Annotated in this window: 18 protein-coding genes and 5 pseudogenes; 5 read left to right on the forward strand and 18 right to left on the reverse strand. The window is 63.3% G+C overall.

Annotated features, from left to right (window positions below; translation table 11 throughout):
- Positions 1-126: 126 nt before the first annotated feature.
- From gmd to RUR49_RS01890, 7 genes are all read right to left on the reverse strand, one after another.
- Positions 127-1,140, reverse strand: a complete 1,014-nt coding sequence (gene gmd, locus RUR49_RS01860) for a GDP-mannose 4,6-dehydratase (protein ID WP_409144638.1) — start codon at positions 1,138-1,140, stop codon at positions 127-129.
- Positions 1,141-1,740: 600 nt separating this feature from the next.
- Positions 1,741-3,171: a mannose-1-phosphate guanylyltransferase/mannose-6-phosphate isomerase gene (locus RUR49_RS01865; RefSeq protein ID WP_409144787.1), complete on the reverse strand. Its 1,431-nt coding sequence runs from the start codon at positions 3,169-3,171 to the stop codon at positions 1,741-1,743.
- Positions 3,168-4,205: a glycosyltransferase gene (locus tag RUR49_RS01870; RefSeq protein WP_409144639.1), complete on the reverse strand. Its 1,038-nt coding sequence runs from the start codon at positions 4,203-4,205 to the stop codon at positions 3,168-3,170. Before RUR49_RS01870 ends, RUR49_RS01865 begins: the two co-directional genes overlap by 4 nt.
- Before the next feature lie 37 nt (positions 4,206-4,242).
- Complete coding sequence (locus RUR49_RS01875; RefSeq protein ID WP_409144640.1) at positions 4,243-7,404, reverse strand: glycosyltransferase; 3,162 nt, start codon at positions 7,402-7,404, stop codon at positions 4,243-4,245.
- Between the two features lie 37 nt (positions 7,405-7,441).
- The gene (locus tag RUR49_RS01880) at positions 7,442-9,013 is read right to left on the reverse strand and encodes a phosphomannomutase/phosphoglucomutase (protein ID WP_409144641.1); all 1,572 of its coding nucleotides are present in this window, start codon (positions 9,011-9,013) and stop codon (positions 7,442-7,444) included.
- Between the two features lie 28 nt (positions 9,014-9,041).
- On the reverse strand, positions 9,042-9,233 hold the full coding sequence (locus tag RUR49_RS01885; RefSeq protein ID WP_409144642.1) for a hypothetical protein: 192 nt from the start codon (positions 9,231-9,233) through the stop codon (positions 9,042-9,044).
- 34 nt (positions 9,234-9,267) lie between these two features.
- A protein-coding gene (locus RUR49_RS01890; RefSeq protein WP_409144643.1) for an IS3 family transposase occupies positions 9,268-10,421 on the reverse strand; the annotation gives its coding sequence in 2 pieces (ribosomal slippage) (positions 9,268-10,175 and positions 10,175-10,421; 1,155 coding nt in all).
- A gap of 54 nt (positions 10,422-10,475) precedes the next feature.
- On the opposite strand from RUR49_RS01890, the pseudogene RUR49_RS01895 reads away from it, so the two are divergent.
- Positions 10,476-11,103 (forward strand): annotated as a pseudogene (locus RUR49_RS01895) (IS3 family transposase); the annotation flags it as partial.
- A gap of 675 nt (positions 11,104-11,778) precedes the next feature.
- On the opposite strand, the pseudogene RUR49_RS01900 reads toward RUR49_RS01895, so the two are convergent.
- Positions 11,779-12,056 (reverse strand): annotated as a pseudogene (locus RUR49_RS01900) (transposase domain-containing protein); the annotation flags it as partial.
- Between the two features lie 119 nt (positions 12,057-12,175).
- Between RUR49_RS01900 and RUR49_RS01905 the strand changes: the two are divergent.
- Positions 12,176-12,535 carry a hypothetical protein gene (locus tag RUR49_RS01905; protein WP_409144789.1) on the forward strand — a complete coding sequence of 120 codons (360 nt, stop codon included), beginning with the start codon at positions 12,176-12,178 and terminating at the stop codon, positions 12,533-12,535.
- Between the two features lie 111 nt (positions 12,536-12,646).
- On the opposite strand, the gene RUR49_RS01910 is transcribed toward RUR49_RS01905, so the two are convergent.
- Positions 12,647-13,057 carry a hypothetical protein gene (locus RUR49_RS01910; RefSeq protein WP_409144644.1) on the reverse strand — a complete coding sequence of 137 codons (411 nt, stop codon included), beginning with the start codon at positions 13,055-13,057 and terminating at the stop codon, positions 12,647-12,649.
- 104 nt (positions 13,058-13,161) lie between these two features.
- On the opposite strand from RUR49_RS01910, the gene RUR49_RS01915 reads away from it, so the two are divergent.
- Together RUR49_RS01915 and RUR49_RS01920 are read left to right on the forward strand one after the other, a co-directional pair.
- Positions 13,162-13,728 carry an alpha/beta family hydrolase gene (locus tag RUR49_RS01915; protein WP_409144645.1) on the forward strand — a complete coding sequence of 189 codons (567 nt, stop codon included), beginning with the start codon at positions 13,162-13,164 and terminating at the stop codon, positions 13,726-13,728.
- A gap of 250 nt (positions 13,729-13,978) precedes the next feature.
- Positions 13,979-14,269 (forward strand): hypothetical protein, encoded by a 291-nt coding sequence (locus RUR49_RS01920; RefSeq protein ID WP_409144646.1) that lies wholly within the window; start codon positions 13,979-13,981, stop codon positions 14,267-14,269.
- A 54-nt stretch (positions 14,270-14,323) separates the two neighbouring features.
- Here RUR49_RS01920 and RUR49_RS01925 read toward each other — a convergent pair.
- Both RUR49_RS01925 and RUR49_RS01930 read right to left on the reverse strand, forming a co-directional pair.
- A pseudogene (locus RUR49_RS01925) lies at positions 14,324-15,089 on the reverse strand (IS5 family transposase).
- Between the two features lie 51 nt (positions 15,090-15,140).
- Positions 15,141-15,928 (reverse strand): IS5 family transposase gene (locus tag RUR49_RS01930; RefSeq protein WP_409144647.1). Its coding sequence is split into 2 segments (ribosomal slippage): positions 15,141-15,592 and positions 15,592-15,928, totalling 789 coding nucleotides; the frame shifts between segments, so codons are not numbered across the junction.
- Between the two features lie 141 nt (positions 15,929-16,069).
- On the opposite strand from RUR49_RS01930, the pseudogene RUR49_RS01935 reads away from it, so the two are divergent.
- Positions 16,070-16,543, forward strand: a pseudogene (locus tag RUR49_RS01935) (NAD(P)/FAD-dependent oxidoreductase); the annotation flags it as partial.
- Positions 16,544-16,952: 409 nt separating this feature from the next.
- Here the strand turns inward: RUR49_RS01935 and RUR49_RS01940 are convergent.
- From RUR49_RS01940 to RUR49_RS01970, 7 genes and pseudogenes are all read right to left on the reverse strand, one after another.
- A complete protein-coding gene (locus RUR49_RS01940) occupies positions 16,953-17,522 on the reverse strand; it encodes a terminase small subunit (protein ID WP_409144648.1) in 570 nt (189 codons plus the stop codon).
- A 475-nt stretch (positions 17,523-17,997) separates the two neighbouring features.
- Complete coding sequence (locus RUR49_RS01945; protein ID WP_409144649.1) at positions 17,998-19,422, reverse strand: ATP-binding protein; 1,425 nt, start codon at positions 19,420-19,422, stop codon at positions 17,998-18,000.
- Positions 19,409-20,320: a toprim domain-containing protein gene (locus RUR49_RS01950; RefSeq protein ID WP_409144650.1), complete on the reverse strand. Its 912-nt coding sequence runs from the start codon at positions 20,318-20,320 to the stop codon at positions 19,409-19,411. The genes RUR49_RS01945 and RUR49_RS01950 overlap by 14 nt, the downstream gene beginning before the upstream one ends.
- 35 nt (positions 20,321-20,355) lie before the next feature.
- Positions 20,356-20,613 (reverse strand): helix-turn-helix domain-containing protein, encoded by a 258-nt coding sequence (locus tag RUR49_RS01955; RefSeq protein ID WP_409144651.1) that lies wholly within the window; start codon positions 20,611-20,613, stop codon positions 20,356-20,358.
- A 173-nt stretch (positions 20,614-20,786) separates the two neighbouring features.
- Positions 20,787-22,034, reverse strand: coding sequence for a hypothetical protein (locus RUR49_RS01960; protein ID WP_409144652.1), 1,248 nt, complete (start codon positions 22,032-22,034; stop codon positions 20,787-20,789).
- 119 nt (positions 22,035-22,153) lie between these two features.
- Positions 22,154-22,347 (reverse strand): annotated as a pseudogene (locus RUR49_RS01965) (transposase); the annotation flags it as partial.
- Between the two features lie 151 nt (positions 22,348-22,498).
- Positions 22,499-23,698: a tyrosine-type recombinase/integrase gene (locus RUR49_RS01970; RefSeq protein ID WP_409144653.1), complete on the reverse strand. Its 1,200-nt coding sequence runs from the start codon at positions 23,696-23,698 to the stop codon at positions 22,499-22,501.
- Between the last annotated feature and the right edge of the window lie 160 nt (positions 23,699-23,858).

The raw sequence follows: 23,858 nt of genomic DNA on the forward strand, positions 1-23,858 counted from the left end.
GAGCGATGCCCGCAGCTTCTTCACCGCCTGCGGATATGAACCGGAATGATCCGATTCCGCTCTAGCATGCATTTCTAATTCGGCGTTCTTCGATAAAAGTTAAAACACAAGCCAAAAATCAGTTGGCTAAATTTGCTCGTCATAGTCGCTCCTGACCATCATTTCAGCTAGCTCACGAACACCGACTGTTGAAGTCCACGATAACGTGCGGGCGGCCTTCGCCGGATCACCGACTAGTAAATCAACCTCCGCCGGTCGGTAGAACTTTTCGCTTACCTTTATAAGCGTGCGTCCTGATGCGCGGTCAATTCCACGCTCTGTCACGCCCTCACCTGACCACTCGATCTGCATTCCAAGCTCCGCCCCAGCAAAAGTTATGAAGTCGCGGATTGACGTAGTAACACCGGTTGCTAGCACATAGTCGTCGGCCTGTGGCTGTTGCAGCATCAGCCACATTCCTTCAACATAGTCACCGGCGAATCCCCAATCCCGACGAGCATCCAAATTACCTAGCACTACAGGATCTCCGCCGGAGCGAGCCAATCTTGCTAATCCGAGCGTAATTTTACGAGTGACGAACTCAGTGCCGCGTAATGGGGACTCATGATTGAACAAAATTCCGCTAGATGCATGCATGCCAAATGACTCGCGGTAATTTACGGTAATATAGTGTCCGTACACTTTCGCCACCCCATAAGGTGACCGTGGGTAAAATCGTGTTGTTTCATTCTGTGGAACAGCTTGAACGAGGCCGTACATCTCAGATGTAGACGCTTGATAAAATCTTGTGTCAGGCGAAAAACTTCGCAGAGCATCAAGGATGCGTGCCGGACCGAGTCCATTCACATCTCCGGCGTATATTGGAAGATCCCACGATGACCCCACGAAACTCTGAGCTGCCAGATTATATACCTCATCAAAACGCTGGGCCTTGATGACGCGGTTAATCGAATTCACTTCTGCCAGATCGAACTCATGAAAGATGATGTCACGCTCAATTCGTAATTTCCGAAGCCGTTCATCAATAGGATGAGAAATACGGCGGATGCCACCGTGCACCTCGTAGCCCTTTTCCAGCAACAATTTTGCTAGATAAGCGCCATCTTGACCAGTAATACCAGTGACAAATGCTCGCTTCATTGTGTCGTCCCTCACATTTCGGTACTGCGTGTTATGAAGAGTGATTAGTGAGGCGGCCTGCTTGAGAGGCACTCCGAATTATTCCGGGCATGTATCACACGGATCTCCCTGCTAAGCAGCCTCAATCTGATGAAGAACTGTATATGCGCCGTGCACCGTCGCCAATCGCGCTCCGTCAAGTTTGCTAAACATTCTCACCAGCCTATTCGCCATAGACTACCATGATTGACTAGACTCCAGCGGAGTGGAGAAGCCTACAATAGTCTGGACGGCTCATTTGGATGCGAGGCGGAGCAAAGTGTGCGCGCCACTATCGGTCTTCAATATACTAGCTGTCGACACCCGAATCCATTGCACCGCTAGCTACACCGCGCTTTTAGTCTAGATAGAAAACATATCTGGCTGCACTCACTCTGCTACCGTCATGCGGAATCGCGCGAGTACTTTCATAATGTGGTCCATCTCATTTCGGGCGACGCCTCTGTTTCGCATGTTTCAGACCAGGCTCTATTCGGACACCTGTGACAAATCAGCCGCTCAGATGCTTATACGCAATGTACCTTCAGAGGGGGCAGCATATTAAAGATCAAAATCAAGGGATCACGCCCTCGCATAGACATCCTCGAGGCGGACGATGTCGTCCTCCTCGAGATAGCTGCCGGTCTGCACCTCGATCAGCTCGAGCGGAATCTTGCCCGGATTGGCGAGGCGATGGACCGCGCCGAGGGGCACGTAGACCGACTGGTTCTCCGACAGGACCCGCACATCGTCGTCGATCGTCACCTCCGCCGTGCCGCGCACCACCACCCAGTGCTCGGCCCGGTGCATGTGCTTCTGCAGCGACAGCCGCGCCCCCGGCTCGACGACGATGCGCTTCACCTGGAAGCGGTCGCCGCGATCGATCGATTCGTACGAGCCCCACGGCCGGTAGCAGCGCGCGTGCGAACTCACCTGGTGGTGGTTGCGGGCCCGCAGCCGCTCGACCAGCGTCTTCACCTCGCCGGAAAGCGACCGCCGCGTAACGAGCACCGCGTCGGGCGAGGCGACGACGACGACGTCGTCGAGCCCGATGACGCCGACCACCGGCCCGTCCGAGCGGATCAGGCTGCCGGCGGTATCGACCGCCTCGACCGGGCCGTCGAGCACGTTGCCGGCCGCGTCGGTGCCGCCGAGATCGTAGATCGCCTCCCAGCTGCCGACGTCCGACCAACCGAAGGAGGCGGGCACCACGGCGATGCGGTCGGTCTTCTCCATCACGGCATAGTCGATCGAGATCACCGGGGCGGCGCGGAAGCTCTTCGCGTCGAGGCGCACGAAGCCGAGCGCCGTATCCGTCACCGCACCCGCCGCCGCCGCCCGCGCCGCTTCGGCCACGGCGGGGGCGTAGAGGTCGAGCTCGGCGAGCAGCACGTCGGCGCGAAACAGGAAGTTGCCGCTGTTCCACAGGCAGCCTTCGGCGAGGTAGCGCGCCGCGGTGGCGGCGTCGGGCTTCTCGGCGAAGGCGGCGACGCGGCGCGCGCCGGTCTCGCCGATCGCGGCCCCCGGGCGGATGTAGCCGTAGCCGGTGGCGGGATAGGTCGGCGCCATGCCGAAAGTGACGATGTCGCCAGCCGCGGCGACGGCGGCCGCCGCATCGACGGCCACCAGGAACGCGGCGTCGTCGAGGATGACGTGGTCGGCCGCGAGCGCCAGAACCAGCGCCGCGGGATCCGTCCTGCCGACGAAGGCGGCGGCGGCGGCGAGCGCCGGGGCGGAGTTGCGCCGCTCCGGCTCGAGCAGCACAGTGACCGCTGCGTTGACGTCCTTCGCCTGGTTCTCGGCGAAGAAGCGCAGCTCGGCATTCGTCATCACCACCGGCTGCCCGAAGCGCACCGGATCGGCGACGCGCTTCAGGGTCTGCTGGTAGGTCGACAGCGGCCCGACGAGCCGCTGGAACTGCTTCGGCAGGCTGTCCCGCGACACCGGCCACAACCGCGTGCCGGCCCCGCCGGCGAGAACAACGGGGGTGATGGCTCCGTTCGGCACGCTCAGCGGCTCCCCAGGCCGAGCGTGGCGTCGTAGAGATCGCCCAACTGCAGGGAGATTCGGTGAGGGTGTAGATACCTCGCGCGATCCAAGATTTGCTCCTTGAGCACGGCCCGCTCCTGTTGGGAAATGTTACACGTCTCGGCGACGGCGCGCATCATGTCGTCGTCGTCGCCCGGCTGGAAAAAGAAACGGTGGGTTGCCGGGGGGTAGACCTCTTCAAGCTGTCGCAATCGTGGCCCGACGACGATCGTCCCATAGCTCAGAGCCAGCATCGCCACGCCCGACGTCAGCAGCCGCTCGTAGGGCAGGATCACGCATTCGGCCGACCCCATGATCGGCCCGATCTGCGTGTCAGGAATGTGTTCTTCCCGGAACGTGACATGCTTGCGTCGTGCCGCGAGCGCGCTAATCTCGCTGGGATAGCTGTCGCCCGGCACACCTTTGCCGACGATCTCCAGGCGGCAGCGGTTCTCTCTCGCGAACTTGTCCGAAAAGCTCTCGATTACCCTGTGAATGGCCTTGTACCGGCGGATGAGGCCGAAGACGAGCACGATCTTGTGGTCACCACGCTCCGCCCCCTGGGCACTCGCATCCGCCGGATACATGTCGACATAGCTCGGATGCGGCAGAAGAATGATCTTCAGCGGCTCCTGTATTCCCTGCTCCGCCAGCACCGACACGGCCTCGGGGGTGTGGACCAGGATGCCGTCACTCAGTTTGCCGAGCCTGCGGCGAAATGAGAGGAAGGCATCCGGGTGCTCCATCTCATGCGGCATCACATTGTGCACCGTCCAAAAGATCTTACCGCCGTCTTGCTTGAATTCTTCAATCTGCTCGCACAGGAGGTCGATGATGGCCGTCGCCTCCCTGCGCGTCCGGGCGTTGCGAAGCGAGTGCTCCTCCCAATGAATATGCAGAAGCCGGCCGGTACCCGACCGGAGACGCTCAAGTGCCGCCTCCACGTCTCCACGAACCGCCGTGTATCGCTCTGAAATCGCCGAATACAAGGCCTCATGGTAGGCATTTTGCTTGTACATTACGAAATTGGTTATGATTGATGGAGGCATTACGCACCTATGGAAGAAGGGCAGAGGGCGCGGCGAAGGGCCTTACCTTCATGGGAAACGCATAAAATAAATCATCGGTAGATGCTTGAAATCGCTCCGCCGTCTCGTGATAGAGGCGCCTCGGCTCTGTGAACCCGAAGCGAAGCATCCCGAACTCCTCACTTGCTGTCAGTGAGTCGGAGCGCGCCCTGCCCAGCAGAAGTGGCCACCGGATACGCGAGAAGGCCTGCCGACCGAAATGTCTCGAAATTCTCTGGATGAACTCGAGGTCCGCCGCCACCCGCACACTGTCGAAATACCCGACACCCGCCACGACAGACCTTCGCATTACCAATGATATACAGCAAAGGTGCGTGACCTGCCCCCCCGCCTTGATCACGATGTCCCCGTCAGACGTCATTCTCAGCCAGTCGGTCGTAATCGCCTGCAGTTCGGCCCGCGCAAGAAGCACGTCGATGCTCGCCGCAATCCGATCCGGATGCGACCAGTCGTCGGAGTCCTGCAGCGCCACGAACTCGCCTCGCGCCGCCAGAAGGCCGGTATTCTTGCAGACATAAGTGCCGTCATTCGTCGTCTTCAGTATGATCCGCACTCGCGGATCGATCGACTCAATATCTCTTAATATACGCGCTGTGTCATCATCACTACAATCATCAATCACGATGAGTTCAATATTGCGATAACTCTGATTTAGTATCGATTCGATGGCAGTTCGAACGTATTGCTGCACATTATACGTAGTCATGATAACCGAAACCAGCGGCCCGGTGATCGGGAGCGGCTTCACGCCCGCAGCGTCCGGGTCGGTGGACGCGATGAAGCGGTCGAACATCGGAAGGTGGCTCTTGGCCGCATCAATCGCTAACCCGCGGACGCTTATACGGCGAAAGAGCAGGTTGATCGATGCGACAGCCGCCGCCGTGTTGCCGAGCCTCTTTTGCACGGCATACTGTAGGAGCGGGACTTCCAGTGGAAACTCGCGGAGCGCTCCGTTGCTGCACGCTATTTCAAGGTGCTGTGCGGCCTCGCCGACCCTGTCGAGTTCCAGAAGAGCCGCCGTGGCGAGCAGTCGAAGATCCACGTCGTTGGGAGAGGCCGCGAGAGCCTCGGTCGCTAAGGCGATGCAAGGCTCGAAGCTCGCAGCAAAGAACTCAGTCCGGACGATTTCTCGCTTGATCTCTAGTGTCTTCTCGGCTGCAAGCTTGAGAATTTCCCGCGCGGTATCCAGATCACCGCAAGCCCGGAATGCCTTGGCCGTCGTAATTCTAACGGAATTGTTGTTCGGCGCACTCTCGAGCAACTGCAGACCACGCTTTGCGACGGCCTCGTCCCGCCCGAGCCTTGCTTGGACCTTCTGAAGCAGCGCCAAAACCTCCGGTGTCGGGTTGGCCTCGGCGAGGTCCAGGAGCACCTCCTCGGCTTCTTCGGTATTCTCAGACTGGCGAAGAGCTTGCGCGTACTCCAGTCGCGCCGCGAAGTCTCCGGCTTTGCGGGAGAGTGCGGTCAGTGCCAACTGCAGCTCGCGCTTGCGATAGTCCTCAAGGGCTTGGGATGATCTGAGTGGGTCGGCGGCCACAGCCGCGGACTCGCAGCTGATGATCCGGTTTCGCAGGCTCTTGAGGTCCGGGCGTAGCTCCGAGGCTGCGCGATAGAGGTCGATCGCGGCGTCATACTGCCCGGCTTGTCGTGCCGCATCTGCCGAGACGCTCGTCAGCTCAAAGGACGTCACGAACCTCTGCAGTCCTGCCGTGGCCCACGTCAGGGCGTTCGCCACGAGCCCCCGATCAATCAGCAGCTTCACCAGCGCGACATAGCTTTTTTCATCGCACAGCTCCTGCGGCGGCAGTTCAGAAAGAACCAGAAGTACTTTGTGCCGTTCTCCGTCGTTTGTATATCTCTGCAGAATTTCCGCCGCAGTCAAAACCTCCATCGAGATTGCTTCTGTCGCGATGGACTTGCGGACTGCCAGAGGGATATTCGCACAAAGCGCACCCAGGGCGACGCTTTGGATCAGCGGCAGGGTGTCGTTGCTCACCTGAGCGCAGCGCAGCAGAAGCGGCTCGTCGGATCCCTGCAGCGTCCCCGTCGCGAGCCTGCGCCAGCGTTCCAGAAACCACGTCAGGCCCAAGGGAACAGCGCGCTCGCCGGGACTATCGAACAGCATGGACAATGCCGACAGCCCAACGCCAGAATAGCCGCTTGCGGAAAACTTCGTGAAGAGTTGCTGTGCGGCCTTGGTGTCACCCGACGCGAGAGCGGCATAGGCGTGATGAATTGCGATGGAGTCCGGCGGGCCCTCGCTCGCATTTTCATAATACAACGGTGCAATTGCATACGGCTCGCCGGCGGCGCGAAGGGGAACTATATCGAGAAGGCACTCCTGAAGATATGCCTTCGTGCTCGCTGCAAGCGAAGGAGCGAGCTTGATGACGTCACTCATCCCGAGGTGATTCAGGGCGTCCTTGGCTCGGCCGCTATCGGCTAGACGCAGGGTGCGAGACAGAACTGAATCCACCAAACCCTGAATGGGCGGCGCCTTCCCCTTCAAGGTCGGCTGTTCGCTCTGTTGCTTAGGCGCATCCGCTGCGTCAGGGAGCGGGGCGGCCGGAGAGGCGAAGGTCTCGTTGCTAGCGGGGGCGCTGCCGGCCGTCCGGCTCCCTGCGGTGCTTGCTGTGCGCTCGGTGTGCTTGCGCTTGACCGGAGTAGGCTGCGCCGCTTCGGTGAGGGGGGGCGGCGCCTCTTGCGGCTTCCGCCGGGAGGTCGGGGGTGCAGCGGGTTTCTTGGCTTCCGACGGTGCGGCGTCGACGCCGCCCGCCTTGAGATCGTCGGCCGTGAGAAGGCGCGTTGTCAGCGGTGATGCCTGGCCACGATAATGAATTGTGATGGCATCGCCGCTCTTCAACTTGGTTCCCGAGTTGGCTTTAACGCTGAAGCCGTACTCCCCGTCACCGACGCCGGCTGCCTTCAAAAAGTCGCGCGGCCTGTCTGCTGTAAACGACCCACAAAAAGCACCATTTATACGAAGTTCGCACTTAAGACGCTTGGTTAAATCCGATCTGTCGTAGACCCACCCGTAGATGCGATCCAACGTGATCCGCGATACGCGCGCGACAACGCCGGAACTCAAGGTTACCTGTTTTTGGTTTTCCGGGCGCGAACCTTCATTCATGGGCAGTCTCCGGATAGACCATGCAGCAAAGATTAAATTAATTCGCCAGCACTGGCGGCTCTAGAATTTGTCCTACCGTCAAGGGGCCGCGGTCGACGTCGGAAAGGGTGCTCAGGGACTGATTGTAGTCCCCCACCTCGGCGTTCTCGCGCAGCACGCCATCCACTGCCGCGAACATCTCCCGCATCCGCGCCTCCGACACCGGGCTCTCCACAACCACCACGAGCTCGGGCTTGTTCGAAGACGCCCGCACCAGACCCCAGGTGCCGTCCGCCGTCGTCACCCGCACGCCGTTGACGGTGACGAGGCTCGTGATCGGCTGGCCGCCGACCGGCGCACCCGCCGCCTGCAGCGCCTCGAAGCGCGCCTGCACCCGCTTAGCCACCGCGTACTTCACCTCGTCGGCGCAGTGCGGCGACATTGTCGGCGAGCCCCACGTCTTCGGCAGTGCCCGCTCGAGGTCGGACAGCGACCTGTCCGGATTTCGGTCCAGCATGTCGAGGATGGCGATCGCCGAGACGAGCCCGTCGTCGTAGCCGCGCCCGATCGGCGCGTTGAAGAAGTAGTGGCCCGACTTCTCGAAGCCGGCGAGCGCCCCGGTCTCGCTCACCTGCCGCTTCATGTGCGAGTGGCCGGTCTTCCAGTACTCCGTCACGGCGCCGGCGGCCGCGAGCACCGGGTCGGTGGCGAACAGCCCGGTCGACTTCACGTCGACGACGAAGCGGGCGCCGGGGTGCTCGTGGGCGAGGTCGCGGGCGAGCATGACGCCGACCTTGTCGGCGAAGATCTCCGCCCCGGTGTCGTCGACGACGCCGCAGCGGTCGCCGTCGCCGTCGAAGCCGAGGCCGACATCGGCCCCCGTCTCCAGCACGGCGTCCCGCATGGCGTGCAGCATGTGGAGGTCTTCGGGGTTCGGGTTGTAGCGCGGGAAGGTGTAGTCGAGCTCGATGTCGAGCGGCACCACGTCGACGCCGAGCCGCTCCAGCACCTCCGGCGCGAAGGCACCCGCCGTGCCGTTGCCGCAGGCGCAGACGGCGCGCACCCGCCGCTTCAGCCTCGCCCGGCTCGTCAGGTCGTCGATGTAGCGGGCGCGGAAGCCGTCGATAAAGCGGTAGCCGCCGCCCGCCCGCGGCTGGAAGGCGCCGGAGAGCACGATCTCCTTCAGCCGCCCCATCTCGGCGGGGCCGAAGGTGAGCGGCGGGTTCGCCCCCATCTTCACCCCGGTCCAGCCATTCTCGTTGTGCGAGGCCGTCACCATGGCGACGCACGGCACGTCCAGCGCGAACTGGGCGAAATAGGCCATCGGCGTCATCGCCAGCCCGATGTCGTGCACGGTCACGCCGGCGGCGATCAGCCCGTTGACGAGAGCCTGCTTGATCGAGGCCGAATAGGACCGGTAGTCGTGGGCGGTGACGAGCTCGGGCCTGACGCCGAGCTCGTGGATCAGCGTCCCGAGCCCGAGCCCCAGCGCCTGCGCCCCCATCAGGTTGAGTTCGGAGCCGAACAGCCAGCGCGCGTCATACTCGCGAAACCCCGTCGGCTTCACCATCGGCTCCGCCTCGAAGGCATAGGTGTTCGGCGCGAGAAAGGGCTTCGGCGTCGGAAACATCAGATTGCCCACATCCCACCCTGATTGGTTAGAAGCCTACACGATAGAGCACAAGAAATGCCACCGTGCCTACCGCATTGTCGCTCTGCTGGCGCGTCAGGTGGCCCCAGACGACGAGCGGGCCGCGATCGATCGCCACGTCGGCAAGTTCGACCGACTGACGGATGACCACACCGACCTCGACCGGGTGAACCGCGCCGGGTTTGCCGGAGGCTCCCACTCTTTGGCCTGCTGCCGGTTCCGTGGACAGGCGGTTAAGCTAACAGAGCCTGCCTCTCGTACTCCATGGGGCTGAGGTAGCCGAGCGTGGAGTGCCTGCGAACCGGATTGTAGAAGCGCTCGATGTAGTCGAACACATCGGCCCGGGCGTCGTCTCGAGTGCGGTACGCCTTCCTACCGATCCGCTCCGTCTTCAGCGACGAGAAGAAGCTCTCCATCGCGGCATTGTCCCAGACGTTGCCCGGGCGGCTCACCGAGCAGGTGATGCCGAGGTCGGCCAGCAGCCGCCGGAACGCGTCGCTGGTGTACTGGCTGCCCTGGTCTGAGTGATGGAGCAGGGCATCCGGCTTTCCCCGACGCCAGATCGCCATGACGAGGGCGTCCGCCACCAGTTCCGCCGTCATCTCGGCCTTCATCGACCAGCCGACCACGCGCCGCGAGAACAGGTCGATGACGGCGGCGACGTAAAGCCAGCCCTCCGCCGTCCAGATGTAGGTGAAGTCGGCGATCCACTTGCTGTTCGCCTGCTCGGCAGCGAACCGCCGGTCGAGGACGTTCGGTGCCGCGGCGCCCTTCGCCCGCGGCCCCCCGTCCCGTGGCAGGCCGCGGCGGCGCGGCCGAGCCCGCAGCGCCTGGACGCGCATCAGTCGCTCGATCCGATGCAGGCCGCAATCGACGCCCCCGGCGAGCACGTCCCTCCACACCCGCCTGGCGCCATAGGTGCGAGCGCTGGCGAGGAAGCTCGCCCGCACCTCGGCGCCGATCGCCTCGTCCTCCTGTGCCCGCCTGCTCGGGCCACGATTGAGCCAGGCATGGAAGCCCGACCGCGAGACATCCAGCGCTTCGCACAGCCACGCCACCGGCCAGATGCCCCGGTGCTTCGCGATGAAGGCGAACCTCATGTCGCTTCCCTCGCGAAGAAGGCTGCGGCCTTTTTTAAGATGTCGCGCTCCGCCTTGAGCTTCACCACCTCGCGCCGAAGCCGGTCGATCTCGAGTTGCTCCGGCTTCACCTGACCAAGGCCGGGAAACGCGTGCGCCGGATCGGCCGCCAGCTCCCGCATCCACTTGCGAAGCACATTCTCATGGACATCCAGATCGCGCCCGGCCTGCGCAACCGAGACGCCCCGCTCCTTGATCAGCCGTACCGCCTCGATCTTGAACTCACGAGAGAATTTCCTGCGCGGCATCTCCATCCTCCAGTTCCTTGGACAACCCTATCTCGGTGTCCACGGAACCGGCAGCAGGCCACCGACTACCGCTGGCGAAATGAGTACGGCGGGCTGAAGGGCGACCAGGTGAAGCGCCTGAAGGACCTCGAGGCAGAGAACGCTCGGCTACGGCGTGCGGTGTCGGATCTGACGCTCGACAAGATGATCCTGGCGGAGGCTGCTCGGGGATCCGCGCAAGCGGCTGCGCAGCACAGCTACTGAGCCCCGCCCGCCGCCGTGCGTGTGTCGAGCATGTCGTCAGGTCGGTGGGGGTCTCCGAGAGACGAGCCTGCCAGGTTCTCGGCCAGCATCGATCGGCGCACCGCAAGATCCCCCGCGGGCGGGAGGACGAGGCGGCGCTGACCGCCGACATCGTTGCGCTCGCCATCCAGTACGGCCGCTACGGCTACCGTCGATCACGGCTCTGCTGCGGTCGGCCGGCTGGGTGGTGAATGCCAAGCGGGTCGAGCGGATCTGGCGGCAGGAGGGGCTGAAGGTGCCAGTAAGGCAGCCGAAGCGCGGACGGCTTTGGCTCGCTGACGGATCGTGCATCCGGCTGCGGCCGGAATACCCAAACCACGTGTGGTCCTACGACTTCGTCGAGGAACGCACCCATAATGGACGGAAACTCCGCATGCTCAACGTCATCGACGAGTTCACGCTCGGTTACCGGCCGCCGGCACCCGAGGCCGTGGTACCGAGCGCGCGCCCGCCTGCGCAACCCCGGCCAGCTCCAGCGGGCGCGCTCACCATGGAAACCCGGCCGCCCATGAACTAACAATCAAACCGGACCACCGACGTGGGGCAGGCCAGGCAACATGCCGCTGACCGAAGCCGAGGAACGCTACTACGTTCTTCTCGCTGAGAAGAAGCTGATACCGTGGCTTGAGCTCAATATTATAAAGACAAACTGGGGTTGTCATATATTCATGCAGTATGCGTCTTCGGCGTGGCCTGCCTTTTCATCGATAGCCACTTTGCGAAATTCACGTTCACTAGGCAATATTTTTCTATTTGATGGTCCGAGATCTCTCCTGTTCTCCACAACATGAATATTTCTTCGTACGATAGATTCTTAATATCATTCATTTTACCTGTCTTCCCCCTGCTGACATGATTGTATTGCTCGGCGCGCGACGCCTCAGAACAAATGTACTCATTTAGCAGTGTGAATAAAAGTGGGTCCGACCCGTCCAGCAGCCACGAACGCTCGGCTGCAGTTAACAGTTAGGTCCGGAGGCGGTTTTCTGAATTTTTTCAATGCCTTGGACATCACTCGCGTCGCAACCCAGGCCTTGCTCAGAGCCTGACCCAAAAGTTTGCGTAACCGCTGTTTTCAGCCCAGAGCCTTGAGGGGCGCTGGGGCGTAGGCCCAGGGAAGCAGGTCATCGATCTGGCTTTGAGAGTGTCCGGCAACGATGCGGGCGATGACATCGGCGAGGTAACCTTGCGGCTCGACGGCGTTGAGCTTCGCGGTTTCGACGAGCGAGGCGATCGTCGCCCAGTGCTCTCCACCGCCGTCGGAGCCGGCGAAGAGGGCGTTCTTGCGGTTGAGAGCGATCGGTCGGATCGACGCTTGACGATGTTCGAGTCGATCTCGATGCGGCCGTCGTTGTCGACACGACGGCCCAGACAATCGGCGTGCAGGTCACGGACAAGGCGTCGACGCAGATCGTCTGGGCGGCCGAGGTCGATGGACTGGCGCGGGTCTCCGAGGATCGGGAGTAAGCGGCGTGACGGAGATCGGCGACTTCTATGCCGGCGGCTTGCTGCGCTGCTGGGTGCTGGTGGGCGGCGCACCACGGTGTGTCGAGGATGCTGTGGGGCCGGAAGACATCAGCGAGGAGGTGGCTGCCGCCATCATCGAGGCCAACGCCGGGGTGAGGGCGGCGGTCGAGGCCGTGGAAGCCAATGAGGCGGCGATACGCCCCGTTGCGGGTCCGGAGCCGGACGTAGCACTCGGCGTCGACGACGTGGGCGGCCTGGTCGTCAGCCCGGCACGCATCGCCTTGATAGCGGCCGCAGATCTGATCGCAGCGGCAGGCCCGGACGTGATCGCGCTTGCGGTACTGAGGTCGGATGAACCGGAGTGACGCCCGCAATTCCGCGGCGGGTGTCAGCGTAGAAGCGTTGCGCCTGCTGTTGACCCGGCGGTTTGGCCCGCGCTCCCAGCGCCAGATGGTGGGCGGATCTCAGGCGGCTTCCTACTCCGCCGCCTGCGCGGCTGCTGGCTCGCTTCCCGGTGCTGGGAGCTCCACGACAGGGAAATGTTCGAAAAGACCGGTCTCTGGCGACCACCGGGAGATCCACCGGTCGATGGCGGGCGGCTCCGCCCAGCCACGATAGCTCAGGCGGTCGGTCCGTCGGATGACAGGCTCGCCTTTGGCTGCTTTGGTCAGGAAGCGGCCGGAATCGATGACTGCCGTCCAGAAGGCGTCCTGATCGTCGCGGAACTTGATGTATGGCAAGCACCGCCACCGAAGCTCGAGACCGAGCGAGACGAGGAACAAGCCGTCACCGCGCGCCTGCGCCCGCATCCGCCGGCCGTTCCAGGCGCGGAACGAGATCCACCGTTCGTCCGGGCCGCTCGGTGCGTTGGAAATTTGCGGATGCATCTGGACTCTCTGCGGAAAGCCGACAACTTAATGGCGATCCCGCGATCCGCAACCCCAAAAACGGGTGGATGGGCTGGGGTTAGGGCCCGGCCGTCGAGCGAACGATGCTTTTCGAAACTGCGATGTACCTCGCCGGCGACGGCTATCCCAAGTGCGCTCGGATCGAAGCGGTCGTGCGTGAACATTGCGCTCCGCTGTTCGGGACGTGGCTCGGGCACCAAGACATCGCTCGGATGTGTCGCTTCGACGGGAAGATCGGCACCGTTTCGTTGCGGGCCGATCGGCTGGCGCGCCACATTGAAGCAAGGCATGGGGTGCAGAGCATCGTTCTTTTCGGGCGATCGTCAGGTGCCCGGGTCTCAACTTTGGTTTCCGAGCGGACGGGTGCGGCGGCCGTTGTTTGTCTCGGCTACCCGTTTCGGCATCCGAAGCGCGATCGTGAGCCCGAGCGGGTCGCCCATCTTGCAGCCATCACAACGCCGACGCTGATCGTGCAGGGGCGTTCAGACGAGTATGGCGGCGAGGCAGACCTGGGGACCTACGAGCTGTCGCCCGCGGTGCAGACGAGGGTGGTCGATGGAGGCCACGACCTTCGAATTTCCCGGGCCGAGTGGGCGCAGACCTGCAAGGCCATCCACCAATTCCTGAGGAAGGTCCGCGACGACAGCTGACCGGCCGTCGGTCCTTTTTCAACAACCACCTCTTCGGCGGTGATCGCCCCTGGCTCTTCGCCCGTCGACAACATGCGGCGCCCGCCCTGGGGCCCCGGGTGAGCGGCGAGTGGCGAGTGGCGAAGACCCAATCAACCGCGCGCGGAGTATCAGTCGTGGCGAAGCGCATTGGCGAGGACCAGCGCCGGGCGATCTGGCGCACTCTTGCAGACGGCAGTGGGAAGTTGCCGGGCGATGAGATGCCGGAGGCGTGAGCGGCCTCGAAGGTCTCGGCTCACCGCCGTGGCGGGTGGTCGGCTCGGCGGAGCGGAAGCCGCGCATGCTCGGTGTGATCGACGTGCCGGTGGTGGTTGTCGGCATGTCGACCGCCGACGGGGTGATCGACGGTGGCGAGGCGCCAGTGCTGCCAGGGATGGCAATCGGCAACGGCACGATCATGTGTCGGCGGTTTCCTCACGGCGGATCCGGCGAGCCTCTTGTTCGGCGCAGTCGACGTCGGAGCGAGTTCGGCCGCCCTCGGAGTGGCGATCGCCAACGCTAGGTCACCGACTCATAAAGCGCATCCATATCCTTGCGGCTGCGAGCTTGACGAGGGCTAGGTCGTGTGGACAAACCTGATCCAGTATCGGATCGTTGCGATCTGGACGAAGCCGAGGAAGCTTGAGGCGAGCTTGTCGTAGCGGGTGGCGACGCGGCGCGCGAGTGCTTGAGCTTGTTGAAGAAGCGCTCGATCCGGTTGCGCAGGGCGTAGGTCGGCTTGTCGACCGGACGCTGTACCTTTCGGTTGGCCTTCGTGGGGATGACGGGCGCGATGCCTCGCATTTCGAGGTCGGTGCGGATGGCGTCGCTGTCGTAGCCTTTGTCGGCGAGCATCGTTGTCGGCGGCGGCACGTCCTCGGCCATCAGATCCTCGTAGGAGGCCATGTCGGAGGCCTGGCCCGGTGTCACGACGAAGCCGACGGCGAGCCCTTCCGCATTCGCTCGGGTATGAACCTTGGTCGTGAGGCCGCCGCGCGAACGGCCGACAGCATTGCAGTGAATCCCCCCCTTCCGCCGGCTCCGTGCTGATGCACCCGGACGATTGTGGAGTCGATCATTTGCAGAGCGTTGTCAGAGGCGTCGCTCTCGGCCAGCGCCGCCAGCATGACGTCCCAGACGCCGGCTTCCGTCCAGCGGCGAAACTGGCGGTGGACGGAGTTCCAGTGGCCGAACTCCGCCGGCAGGTCGCGCCACGGCACGCCGGTACGCGTCACGTAGAAAATGCCGTCGAGAACCCGGCGATGATCCTGTGGCGGCCGCCCGCCCTGCGATCGGTTCTCGACCAGGAACGGTGCGAAGAACGCCCATTCCTCGTCGCTCATCAGCCCGCGAAGCACCGCTGCCCTCCTCAAAGAGCAGCGTTGAATCACGCATCAGCCGATTTGGGAATCCTGTTTGTCCACACGAGCTAGGTAGTTTTCCGGGTCCTTCTCGAAGCGCGTCGCGATGGCGCGGAAGTGCTTGAGCTTGTTGAAGAAACGCTCGACGAGGTTGCGCTGGCGGTAGAGGAAGGCGCTGAACGCCGGGCGCTGCTTGCGGTTCGGCATCGGCTTGACGCAAGCCCATGCGCCGCGCGCGGCGAGGGTCTGGCGCAGGGCGTCGCTGTCGTAACCGGCATCCGCGAGGAGCATCTGGCCGGCCAGGACCGTGCCCAGAAGGTCGCGGGCGCTCGCCCCGTCGTGGGCCTGCCCTGGCGTGAGCTGGAGCGCGATCGGCAGGCCGTCGGCGTCGACTACGGCGTGGATCTTCGTCGTCAGCCCGCCTCGCGAGCGCCCCAGGCATCTGGGGTCAGGGTTGTTCCCGGCGGTGGTCAGCGGCGGGAACAGCCCCCTTTTTTGCCGTTCGCACCGTGCTGGTGGACGCGGATGGTGGTGGAGTCGACCATCTGGATGTCGCCGTCGTAGGCCTTCGACACCGCCTCAAAGATGCGGTCCCACACGCCGATCTTCCGCCATCGGACGAAGCGGTTGTAGCAGGTGGTGGACGGGCCGTAGCGGTCGGGGATGTCCGCCCACGGCGAGCCGGTGCGCAGCCGCCAGTAGACGCCGTTCAGCACCGCCCTGTCGTCAGCCCGCGGCACCCCGCGCGGCTTGTTCGACAATAACGGCTCTATGATCGACCACTCAAAGTCGGTCAGTTCGTAGCGGCGCGGTGATCCCATCGGCGGCTCCTCCCGCCGAAACGGAATCACCTCGGGGCCAAAATGGGAATCCCCTTCGCGATTTATGAGTTCGTGACCTAGCGGGGCGACCGTGACGGTGTCGGCGATCACAGCGTCGGGTGGCGCGCGCGGGCCGGTGCCCGGCTCTTCGTTCGGTCCCCGGTCGGCCGGCTCGTGCGCGAGGGCGGCGGGTGGCGGGTCGCGACGGCGGACGGCGCCGTGCGGGCGCGCCACGTGGCGGTGCTGACCAACGCCTACACAGATCGCCTGGTCCCCGGGCTCCAGGCGAGCCTGCTGCCGGTCAACAGCTTCCAGATCGCCACGGCCCCCCTCGGCGCGGCGGCGGACGGCATCCTGCCCGGCGGCGAGACGGTCTACGACAGCCGCCGCCTCGTGCTCTACTTCCGCCGCAGCCCGGACGGCCGGCTGATGCTGGGTGGCCGCGCCTCCTTCCGCTCGCGCGAAAGCGGCGGCGCCGCGCCGGACTACACCGTGCTCGAAGGCGTGCTGCGCGACCTCTTCCCCGCGATCGGCTACGCGTCCGTGACCCATCGCTGGACCGGCCTCGTGGCCATCACCCTCGACCACCTGCCGCACTACCACGTGCCCGACTAGGGGCTGCACGTCCTCGTCGGCTTCAACGGGCGGGGCGTCGCCCTCTCCCATGCGGCTGGCGCCTGGCTCGCCGGCCGCATCGCGGGGGATCCGGCGCCGGGGCATGCCCGCCACGCCGATCCTACCGATCCCGTTCCAGAGGCTGCGGACCCCGCTCCTGCATCTCGCCATGCGCTGGAACCACCTCCTCGACCTCGTAGGGCGGTAGTGTTCCGGGCCGGCGGACGCACGTTATTTCAGCCCCGACTGATGAGTTATGGTCCGCTGCGGGCCTTCGGGTGAGGAACATGACGGAGCGGGCGTTTTGGGGAGGCCAGCATCGCCCCCCGGTCCAGACTTTGATTGTGCGAATGGCCGCGGATGCGGCGGTGAGAACTTTGGCGAGGTAGTTCTTACCGAAATCGATTGGCTAATCCGCGTCCTCGTCCTCTTCGTCGTCAGTCGGTGGGTTTGCGACGATCGGCAGGGACGTCCCCTGCACTTCGCGGATGAGACGGGCGAGCGGGTTCTCGACATCTTGCTCTCGCTTGACGTCGAAGATGCCAAGATGACGACCGAGGTCCACAAGAGCGGCGCGCTTATCGGCGAGCTTGATCCGCGCGGTCTTGGTGAGTTCGCCGCCGTCGTGCTCGGCGAGGCGCACCTCCAGGCTCACCACCGCGGCGGACGTGTCGTCGTCGAGTTCGTGGACGGCCTTTAGCGAGCCGTCGGCGCTGAACAGCTTGCGCACATCCAGAAAGGCGATCTTGGCCAGTTCCTGGATGACCCGGTCCGCAGTCACCTCGGTCCGGACCTGCATTTCGGCACGCGCCGCATCGATTGCCGCTGCGATCTCAGGTTTTCTCAGGTTCTCGTTCGCGATGGAGGCGGCCGTCCGCGGGCTGTAGCCCGCGCGGATGGCAGCGCGCGTGCCGTTGAGGTCGACGAGGTACTCCTGGACGAAGCGCTGCTGCTTCGGGCGGAGGCGGGTACTCGGCATCGCTCGCCCTCCTTGTGGACGCTAGATGATGTGATTGTCACAACCTGTACCACAACATCTGGGGCTTCGCGAGCCAGAGAAGCATGCTGGTGAGCGTTTCGCGGCCGAGCGCGCAACTCATAGCTGCCACCTCTAAACGCTCTCCACAGGGCTTCCCAGAGGCGTTGAGAGGCATCTCGGCCTCAGCCTCGTTCTCCATCGTGGTGCACGGGTCAGATACGGACGTAAGATATGGGTGGGTGTGCGCCATGAGTGAGTTCTACGGAGCATCAGCACCCACACATCGCTCCGGGGCATCACCTACACAATTCCTCCAACCGCCCCGAAAAGTCGCGGGTCAGCCGCGCACGCGCACCCCCTCCCCCCTGAAGGGGGGAGAGGGGGATGCCGTGCGTGCGCGTGCGCTTCCCTTTCCCGCCAGCGCACGCGTGCACGTCAAAAGCGCACGTGCACCGCGTGCACCGCGTGCACCGCATCAATCCTTCGCCCAAATCCACTCCTGACCATCCCAGCTGCCAGCGTAAAACTCGGATTTGACGAGGTCTTTCTGCATGGCGCTCCAGGCAGCTCGTCTGGCAGATTCTTGCTTCTTCGGGTTCGGTTCGCCGCCGGTCACGTAGAAGCGCCAAAACGCATCTCGCACCTTCGTCAGGCTCACCATCTTCACCCGGGGGCCGTCACCTTGGATGGCTCGCGTTTCTCCGTGGCTGATAAGAGCCTCGTTGAACGCTTGGCGGAACGCTTCAGGCCTCTGCCCGGATGCCCGCTTCGGCAACCCTGCCTTGGCACCCATCGGGTTCCCGAGAGCGCTCTTCGGCACCGTCATCACCGGCGGCGTGGTGAGGTCCGGAACGACAATGCATGCGCCCTCATCCTCGCCATCTTCATCGACGCCGGTCTTGATGAACTTCAGGCTGAACGGCGCAATGGGCCCCTCGGGCCCGGTGCGGTTCTTCTCGAGGATGAGTTGGCGTTGGCCGACGATGCCGGAGGTGTGGTCTCGGTCGGCGATCGTTGCGAGCACACCGTCGACGTTGCCGCGCCACGCGGACCCGCCCCGTAGGCCGGTGCTCTGATCCTTTCCATAGTGATGCACGCCGATAACCAGCGCTCCGACTGCATTCGCAATCCTGTAGAGCGCGTTCGTGGCTTTGGTGACCTCCGAATTGCTGTTTTCATCCTTAAAGCCAAACGATGCTGCAACCGCATCGATGATAACAGCGCCTAGCCGAACCTGGAAACGACGCTCCATCTCTGCACTGATTTCAAGAAGCTGCTGGATGACGCTTCGCTCATCGCTCGGTTTCATGAGATCGATAGTGACGGAGGCATGCGTGATTGGAAGCTTTCCTCCGTACGCTATCTCGTCGCCCGCCACCTTCAGCCGCATCGGCAGCGTGGCTGCACCCTCCGCGGCGAGGATCGCAACGCCAACCCTCTCCTTGACGCGCCGCCCAAAGAAGTCGACGCCGGTAGCGAGGCACACAGCGAGGTGGCAGACGGTGAAGGTCTTGCCCGCGCCCGACTGCCCTCCGAGTAACACCACACCGTCACGCGGCAGGGTGTGCTTGATGAGCTGGGGCGGCGGCTCCGGCAGCGCCTCGCCGTGCCAGATGAAGCGGTCGAGAAGGCCGGGGCGCGTCTTCGCCGTGTTCTCTCTCCCTTCGGGGACGACCTGGCTCCGGTCTTCGTTTGCGGCGCTGCTCCCGCGTGCCGCGCCCATCTCATCGGTGTCGAAATTCGGCGGCAGCACGGGCGGCTGGTTCATGCCGTCGCGCGATCCGGAGGTGATCTTGCTCCGCGTCGCCAGGATCTGGCTTACGTCCGCCTCGTCATTGGAAGGCGAGTGGGGAATCTTGCCGTCCCCCTCGTAAACGGAGTACCGATTACGCAGCGTCATCGCTGGGCGCCTCCGCGACGATATCGTTGAGATCGTGGCCCCACTGGTCCGGCACGACGCGGCGCACGTCACGCTCTCGCCAACGCTCGGCGGTGACCTGAGCCGCCGCACGACCGGCCTCCTCGTTGTCGACGGCGATCCAGAGGGACTCGATGCCCGAGAGCAGCGGGAAACCCGCCAACAGGCCGGCGCTGAGGGCGGCCCACACGGGCGTATTGCCGAATTCCGGGAGCTTCTGGAGGGACAGGGTCGATTCGATGCCCTCGCCGATGCCCAGCGCCAGCGTGACCTCGGCATCGCAAGTCAGTTTCACCACGCCGCCGGCCGCACGGCCGAGCATCATCCGGCCACCGGAGCCGAGGTCGCCTCGCTTCATGCCGTCGGCGGTGATCGCCGTGCGGTGGAGGCCGATGGGTTCATTGGTCTCGATGTGGCGAACAAGGGCCAGCATGGCGCCGCAGCGGTGGGGGCCAAAGGGGCACGCCGCGTGCCAGCGGATCGCTTTACCCGCTGCGCCCTCGGGGAAGGTCAGGCCACGGCGGGAGAGGTACGTCTCGACCGGCGTGCCGGACGGCGACTGCCCGGCCTTCCAGAGCGAGAGGGCGCGAGCGGTCCTGCCGGCGTCATCGCGGTCGTCGCGGCCAGCGTCCGTCCGCATCCCGAAAACGAAGACGTTCCGCTGGTCGCCGAGCCCGAGGCGCTCGCGGATCTGGTCCCGGCAGGCGCCCCAGTCGTCGTTGGCGAAGGAGTACACAACGAAACCGTCGGGCGCCTTCGAGTCGAAGCGGATGGAGAGCGAGCGGTCGGCGCGCGAGTGGCCGGGGCCGGGGGCGATGATGCGGTCCCTGCCGACGACAATGCCGCCGAGGAGAGCCGCTGCCCTGCGGATGTCGATCATGCTGCGCCCTCCGAAGCGAGCCCGGGAGGTCGTGCTCAGGCGGACGCGAGCGAGCGGAGGTAGGCGAGCAGGTCGCTCTCGGCGACGAAAGTGCGCGAGCCGATCTTCCTGGTGACGAGGCGCCCCTTGGCGATCTCGTTGTAGACCATCGTCCGGCAGATGCCGGCCCTGCCCTTCACCTCGGCGATGCTGTTGAGGCGCTCGACGAAGGTCGGGTTCATGATGATCTTGCGGCGCTCATCCTCGCGCTTGGCGATGAACTGCGTGAGGTCCGTCTGCGACGGCGTGATCATTGTGAGTCTCACTCTCGTGGTGAATCGACCGCGAGAGCGTCTCTCTGTGTACGGCTGTGAAATAGAACACGCAGGGCGATTGCACGGACATTCCCGCGATCCCATTCCCTTACGCGTTCATACTCAAATACTTAGGCATTGGAGCGGCTCGACGAGGCGACGGCGCGGGGCAGTCACGCGCGCCCGTTTGGCCGTCGCCCCTGCTTGAAGACATACCCCGTACGTTCGCACGCTTGTATGCATACCCTCTTGAACACCGAACCCTTTTTGTTCCTTCCAATGCAGGCAGCCGCCTCATCAAGGGACGGATTTCCTTTGCTATGGATCAAGTCAACCAGCTTCTGGATCATTATTTTCTCTTGATTCGATGTGGTTCGGGTCCCGGGCTCCGTCTTGCTATCCTGCTGTCTAAGAAGCGTCCGAAACTGCTCAGCATCCACCGTTACATTCGACCATGCATTGAATTCGCTCGAGTCGATTTCTGGCTGTCTGGTCAGCGCAGAGCCGAGCTCATCGACAAAGGCCATATATTCCTCGCTACCCTCTGAAACCGGATAAATCCGATCCGCTTCCATGTCGAAACCAACTTTCTTGGCAAAGCATGATGCTGGAATTAGCTGCGGCCTGCGCCCAATCCCGAGTGCACTTCGGGCACCGACGATCAATTCGCCCGAAGGCACGCCGCTGAAGGCCAAGCGACCGTCTCGACCGTGCTTCCGAAGCCACTGCTCCGTTGCGGGCGTGGGCGAGTCGTGGTCAGCCGAATGGTCGTGGAAGCATGCGAACCCCGCAGGCGTGACACGATCCCGATGGGGTCCACGGAGGATGCGGGAATAGGGCGTTTTGCGTGAAGGCGAGGGCGGCGGGTCGACATAGGTCTGACCGTCTTGGAGCTTCTGCTGTATCGCCAGCAGGCTTTGCTCGTACGTCCGGAAGTCGTTGAAGCTATCTCCCAGTTCCCCGACGGCGTCCTGCAGATCGGCATCAGCCGGGGCATCCTTGATGTAGAAGGCCACCCGCAGCCGCTGCAGCGCACTTGAGAACTTCACTGCCATGTACGAGCGGTTAGCCTCCCATTTGGGGCGTGCCTTTTCCCAGAGCGCTTCGTTTTCAGCTTTCACGGCAATGGCGCGCAGTTCGTGCTGGCGCACCCGCAGTTCCCAGTCTTCATCATCGCATTCGACTGTGTGTTCGTCGGATGACTTCGGGAGGATGCCGAGGCGGTAGGTACTGTCCGGTCCCAGAAACAGGTGCGTTCGGCTGAGCTCTTCGGCCGTCAGTTCACCACTTTCGATCTCAAAGCCGACGCATCCGTAGGACAGTGCCATCATGGCTAAGCCGAGCGGGATATCCGCCGCATCGACAGGCAGTTCCAATGGCTTGACTTCGAACTGCAATGAAGCCCGCAGCGAGATGGGCATAACCAAGGCGCTCCCATTCGTGAATCACCCGGAATGATGCACGATGTAGTGGACCTTGCAGACCCCGGTCCCAGCATCCCCGCCGCGACACTGGTGCCCACAGCAGCCGCCCAGTTCAGCCAGCGGCTGAACCAGCCAAAGGCGATGCTCTTCGGCTGCACGTCATACATTATTCGGCTGGAGGCGCCATCCGATGCCTCTGCGCAGGACGTAGAAGATCGCATTCAGGATCCCGCCCCGGCTTCACCGCGCCGGGTGGCCGCGCGGGCGCCGCCATCAGCGACTCGATCACCGTCCACCTCTGGTCCGTCAGGCCAGTTTGGTCGCGTAGGCCTCCACGTCAGTACTGCCGCCGGTTGGCCAAGGTCCATGGTAAGCATTCAGCTCATGGGTGAAGAAACCTCCAAATGAATCACCGCAATCCCCGCCGATACACTCCTTTCGGGCCGATCACAAAACGTCCGTCACCTTCCCTCGGTACAAAAGGCCGCCCAGTCCGCCATGAGTTGCCGCCTTTTCACCAATGCATCGCCGCGCCGGTACGCCCGCTCGACCTCATTTCCGACGACGTGCGCGAGCGCTGCCTCAGCGATCTCGCGCGTGTGATGTGTCTCCTCGCCTGCCCAGTCGCGAAATGAAGACCGGAAGCCGTGAGCTGTCACATTCGCACCCAGGCGCCGCAGTACCATCGACATTGCCATGATGGACAGCGGCTTGTCATTCTTCATCCCCGGGAAGACGAACGCCGAGACATCATCATTGTCCAATCGCAGCGGAGCGACGACGGAGAGGAGTTGGAGTGCCTGATCGGAGAGTGGCACGCGGTGTTCGCGCCGGGCCTTCATACGTTCCCTCGGCACTACCCAAACCTTTGCCTCGAGATCAAACTCCCCCCACTGTGCTCCGAGTACCTCTCCACTACGGGCGGCGGTTAGAATGGCAAACCGCAGCGCGAGGGCGCTGACGCCATCCACCGCCTCCAGGCTTTTCATGAACGCAGGCACATCGGCATAGGGCATCGCTTTGAGATGGCCCCGGGTAAGCTTCCGTCTCTTTGGGAGGAGCTTGTCAAGATGTCCTCGCCAAAGCGCCGGGTTCTCGCCAAAGCGAAGCTTCCTAACCTTAGCAGCATCCAAAACGCGTTCGATGCGCCCGCGAAGTCGCGAGGCGGTTTCGGACTTGGTCAGCCAGATCGGTTCAAGAATGGAGAGCACGTCCTCCGTGCTCACCTCGTCAATCGGCTTCCTGCGTATGGCAGCGCAGTAGGCGTCACCGAGGGTCGCCTTCCACTGGTAACGATGCTTCGCGTTCGTAAAGCCTGCCTCAATCCCATCAACGTAAGCGTCCGCAAACTCACCGAACGTCGGCACAGTGACATCGGCCTGCGCAGCCGTCGACGCGCGCCTGATGGCGAGAGGGTCCTTGCCGTCGGCGAGCAGCGCGCGGGCTTCAGCCGCCTTCTCGCGAGCCACGGCAAGCCTCACATCGCGGAGGCTGCCTAGGCCCATTTCGCGCTGCTTGCCCTCGCGCTTGAACATGAAGAGCCAGGACTTGGCGCCGTTCGCCCCGACCTGAAGATACAGGCCCCCGCCGTCGGCATGCCTTCCGGGCTTGACGATCGTCGCGATCGACCTCGCGCTCAGCTTGTTCAGAACCGTCGCCATCCTACGCCCTACCCATCTACCCCAGCGTCTACCCCAGCGCCCCGGACGGATGGAGGTAAGCATGGGTGGACGCCAGCGGACAAGGAGCGATCAGCTTTCCCAGTTTTTCTGGCTTTTTTATGCTCAGCTCGGATGTGCAGGAGCGTCTGTGAACCTTAGT

Origin of the sequence: Pseudoxanthobacter sp. M-2, assembly GCF_046156265.1 — a bacterium.
In the GTDB taxonomy this organism is placed as follows: domain Bacteria; phylum Pseudomonadota; class Alphaproteobacteria; order Rhizobiales; family Segnochrobactraceae; genus CAMDHY01.